Here is a 4,299-nt window from a genome sequence, read left to right as displayed (position 1 = left end):
GCTGATCGCCATGGTCTGCACCGTGCTGTTCGTCGGCACCACCACGGACGCGGCCGCCACCGCGCAGGCCAGGGCCGGGACCACCGCGGACTGGGTGGTCGGCTCGGCCGCACCGGGCGTGCCCGACCCGGCGGCCGAGCGGCTGCGCCGACTGCCGGGGGTCACCGCGGTGACCGAGGTCGCCCGGACCTCGGTCCGGGTCGGCCTGACGAAGTACCCGGCCCAGGCGGTCTCCACCGACGGTCTCAGCCGGACCTGGGACCCCGGCGTCACCGCCGGCAGCCTGGACGGCTTCGGCCCGCGCAGCGTGGCACTGAGCGAGACCGCGGCGGCCGACCTGGGCCGCCGGCCGGGCGACCGGCTGGAGCTGACCCTCGGTGACGGCACGGCGGTGGTCCTGGACGTGGTGGCCGTCCACCGCCGGGGCCTGGGCTTCGGGGACGTCACCCTGAGCCGGGCGCTCGTGGCGGGCCACCTCGACAACCCGCTCCCCGCCACCCTGCTCGTCCGCACCTCCGGCGCGGGCGGCCCCGGCCGGGACGCCCTGCGGCAGGCCGTGGCGGACCTGCCCGGGGTCGCCGTCCTGGACCGGGACCAGGCCGACGCCGTACGGGCCGAGGGCCGGCGCTCCGGGGCCGAGGTCAACTACGTCGCGATGGGCCTGGTCGTCGCCTTCACCGCGATCGCCGTGGTGAACACCCTGGCGATGTCGGTCTCCGAGCGGCGCCGCGAGTTCGCGCTGCTGCGGCTGGTGGGCACCACCCGGCGCCAGGTGCTGGCCGTGCTCCGGATCGAGGCCCTGCTGGTGGTGCTGGTCTCGGCGGTGCTCGGCAGTGGGATCGCGCTCGCGGTCCTCACGGCCTTCAGTATCGGGACGACCGGGTCCGCCACGCCCAGCGTCGACCCGGTGGCCTTCCTCGGCGTGCTGGGTGCCGCGGCGGCCCTGGCCCTGGCGGCCACCCTGGTCCCGGGCCGGCGGGCACTCTCCGGGCGCCCCGCCGACGTCATCGGCGCCCGCGAGTAGCCGCCGCCGGGGCGACGCCGACCGGGGTGACGCCGACCGGGGTGACGCGGGCCGGGGCGACGCCTGACGGGGTGACGTCGGCCGGCGCGAGGCCGGCCGGCGCGATGCTGGCCACGCCGGGCGGGGCGAGGGCCGGGGCGACCTCGTGGACGGCGGCGGCGAACGCCCGCACCCGCGGGTCGGCGTCGTCCCGGCCGCGCCACACCAGCCCCTGCTCGACCGGCGGCGCGTCGCCGACCCGGACGAACCGGAGGTCCGGGCGCCGGTAGAGCAGGGGCAGCTGCCCGTCGCCCGGCACCATCGCCCGCCCCGCCGCGACCAGGGCCACCGCCTCGGCGTAGGTGCCGCAGGGCTCGCCGTGGCGGGCGATGGCCCGCCCGCCGGGGGTCTGCCGGGGCATGTGGAAGTCGACGAAGTAGCGCGGGACGCAACCCGGCAGGTCGACGAAGGTCTCGCCGCCCAGATCCTCCAGCGTCACCGTGCCCCGGTCGGCGAGCCGGTGCCCGGCGGGCAGGACCACGAAGCGGGGGCCGCGGGTGACCACCGCGCCGACCGTCAGGTCCGGCTCGTCCACCGGCAGCGTGGTCAGCAGCAGGTCGGCGCTCCCGTCCCGCAGCTGCTCCGCGTGCTGGTGCAGCTGCGTCTCGACCACCCGGACCACGCCGTGCGGATTGCGGTGCTCGAAGACCGCGCGGGCGGCGTGCACCACCCGCCCGTTCTGCGCGCCCATGAACCCCACGGTGAGCGTGCCGGTGACACCGCTGCCGGCCAGCTCGGCGCGTCGCAGTGCCCGCCCGATGCCTTCCCACAAGGGCTGCAGGTCCTCCCGCAGACCCTCCCCGACCGAGGTCAGCGCCACCCGGCGGGAGCTGCGTTCGAACAACGGCGCGCCGATCCGCCGTTCGATCCGCTTCACCGTCCTGCTGACCAGCCCCGTGGTGACGTGCAGCCGCTCGGCGGTGCGGCCGAAGTGCAGCTCCTCGCAGAGCGTCAGGAACATCTCCATCTCGGCGCGTTCCATCGTCGGACTCCCCCCGGATTGTCGGACCGATGGGCATGATCATGCCCCACCGGTGACTCCGAGCGTGGCGGCGGGGACCGTCCAGGACGGATGGGTGTTGACCTGGGACGCGGTGGCCCCGGTCAGGCGCTTGTAGCGGGCCGCGATCCGCTCGGCCGGTCCGGGGGGCAGCGGACCGCCGTTCTCCTCGGCCCGCGCGATCGTCTCCTCCGGTCCCAGCTCCCGGTTGGCCAGCACGATCGCGTTGACGGTCGGCCGGCGCATCCGGTCGTAGCGGTCGAGCGCGGCCACGGCGTCGTCGTCGCGGGCCAGGCACCAGGCCAGCACCCGGCTGTCGACGACGGACTGCGAGCCGCCGTTCATGCCCATCGGGAACATCGGGTGCGCGGCGTCGCCGAGGAGGGTGACCCGTCCGAAGCTCCAGCGCGGCAGGGGGTCGCGGTCCAGCATCGGGTACTCGAGGATCGCCGGGGAGCGTTCGGCGAGCGCCGCGAGGTCGATCCACGGCAGATGCCAGGACGACAGCCCGGCGCGGGCCTCCGCGGCGGGGACACGACGGCCCGGGCCGCCCCCCGGCGGCCCGGACGGGCCGTGCCGCACCTCCAGCACCCAGTTCACCAGGGTGTCGGCGGCCGCGGTCGCGCCGTCCTCGATCGGATAGGCGACGAACTTCGCGCCCGGGATGCCCCCGGCCACCACGATCGACCGGCCGTCCAGGACCCGCGGGTGCGGTGCGACCCCGCGCCACATGTGGACGCCGTTCCCGTTCGGCAGGCCCTCGTCCGGGTACAACCGGCGGCGGACCACGGAGTCCGTGCCGTCGGCGCCGACCAGCACGTCGGCGGTGTCGAGCACGGGCCGACCGCTCGACCGGTCCAGGAACCGGGCGCGGACGCCGTCCGCGTTCTGCTCGAACCCCTGGAACAGCAGGCCGGTACGGACCGAGTCCGGCCCCAGCCGCTCGCGAACCGCCGCCAGGAGCAGCAGTTGCAGGCGGCCGCGGTGCACGGAGTACTGCGGCCACCGGTAGCCGGCGGCGCGTCCCAGTGGCTCCTCCCAGACCGTTGTGCCCGCCCGGTCCCGGTAGCTCAGCCGGTGCGGGGGGAGCCCGACGGCGGCGAGTTCCTGCTCCAGGCCGAGTTCGGCGAGTTCCCGGACGGCGTGCGGCAGCAGGTTGATGCCGACGCCGACCGCCTCGACCTTGCGCGCCGCTTCGTACACCCGGGGGGCGAAGCCGGCGGCGTGCAGGCTCAGGGCACAGGTCAGTCCGGCGATGCCGCCGCCGACGACGGTCACTCTCATCTGTCTGTCCTCGCCCTTCGCCGGAGCCGCGGGTCCGGCCGGTACCGCGGTCACCAGGGCCGGTACCCCGGCCACCAGCTTCGGGGTCCCCGGCGCGCGGGTCCAATAGGCGCTGGTGATGGCAGCCGTCACGACCGCTGATCGCACGGGGGTTCGTCGTCGCGGAGTCGACTCGGGCGCAACCCGGCTGCCCAGCTGCGGAATTGATAGTTTGTCGGCCATGGAGCTCCGTACGCTCGAATACTTCGTCGCCGTGGCGGAGGAGCGGTCGTTCACCAGGGCGGCGGCCCGCTGCCACGTCGTCCAGCCCGCGATCAGCCAGCAGATCCAGGCCCTGGAGAAGGAGTTGGGGGAGCCCCTGTTCGAACGCCTGCCCAGGCAGGTGGTCCTCACCTCCGGGGGCGCCGCCCTGCTGCCGCACGCCCGGGCCTGTCTGGCGTCGGCCGCGTCGGCGGTGCTGGAGTTCGCCGAGCGGTCGGGTCTGCTCGGCGGCTCGTTGGCGCTGGGGACCGTCGGGGGCCTGGAGGGCACCGTCGTCCCCCGGCTGCTGGGGGAGTACCACCGCCGCTACCCCCGGGTCGCGGTGAGTCTCGTCGGGGCGTCCAGCCCCTCGCTGCTGGCCAGGGTCCGCGCCGGGGAGATCGATGCGGCCGTGGTCGCCGGGCCGCCGGACGGCGAACCCGCCGGCGTCGCCTCGCGGGTGCTGCTGGAGGACCGGATCGTCGCGGTCCTCCCCGCCGGCAGCCGGCCCGCGGACCGTCCGATGCCCCTCGACGAGGCGGCCCGGGGCCCGGTCATCAGCTACGGCCCCGACAGCGGGGTGCACGCGTTCGTCCGGGCCGCCTTCGCCGCGGCGGACCTGCGGCTGGACATCGCCTGCGCGACGAACGACGTCGCCCTGCAGCTCGCGCTGGTCGCGGAGGGGATCGGCATCGCCCTCACCTCCCACGCG

General features: G+C 75.9%; 4 protein-coding genes. 2 read left to right on the top strand and 2 right to left on the bottom strand.

Translation table 11 applies throughout. The features are described 5' to 3' along the window. Nucleotides 1-1,024: FtsX-like permease family protein (locus VR45_RS33685; protein ID WP_045943707.1), on the top strand; the 1,024-nt coding region annotated here is incomplete at its 5' end. Here the strand turns inward: VR45_RS33685 and VR45_RS33680 are convergent. Continuing rightward, nucleotides 1,005-2,045 (bottom strand): LysR family transcriptional regulator, encoded by a 1,041-nt coding sequence (locus tag VR45_RS33680; protein ID WP_052709580.1) that lies wholly within the window; start codon nt 2,043-2,045, stop codon nt 1,005-1,007. The two genes, VR45_RS33685 and VR45_RS33680, sit on opposite strands and share 20 nt — an antisense overlap. A gap of 39 nt (nt 2,046-2,084) precedes the next feature. After that, a complete protein-coding gene (locus VR45_RS33675) occupies nt 2,085-3,347 on the bottom strand; it encodes an FAD-dependent monooxygenase (RefSeq protein WP_045943705.1) in 1,263 nt (420 codons plus the stop codon). A gap of 220 nt (nt 3,348-3,567) precedes the next feature. On the opposite strand from VR45_RS33675, the gene VR45_RS33670 reads away from it, so the two are divergent. Continuing rightward, nucleotides 3,568-4,299 (top strand): LysR family transcriptional regulator (locus VR45_RS33670; protein WP_045943704.1); only part of this gene is annotated, 732 nt, incomplete at its 3' end.

Origin of the sequence: Streptomyces sp. NRRL S-495 (assembly GCF_000966955.1) — a bacterium.
GTDB lineage: Bacteria > Actinomycetota > Actinomycetes > Streptomycetales > Streptomycetaceae > Kitasatospora > Kitasatospora purpeofusca.
Note: the sequence above shows the minus strand (reverse complement) of the source record. Positions and strands in the feature narration are given on the sequence as shown.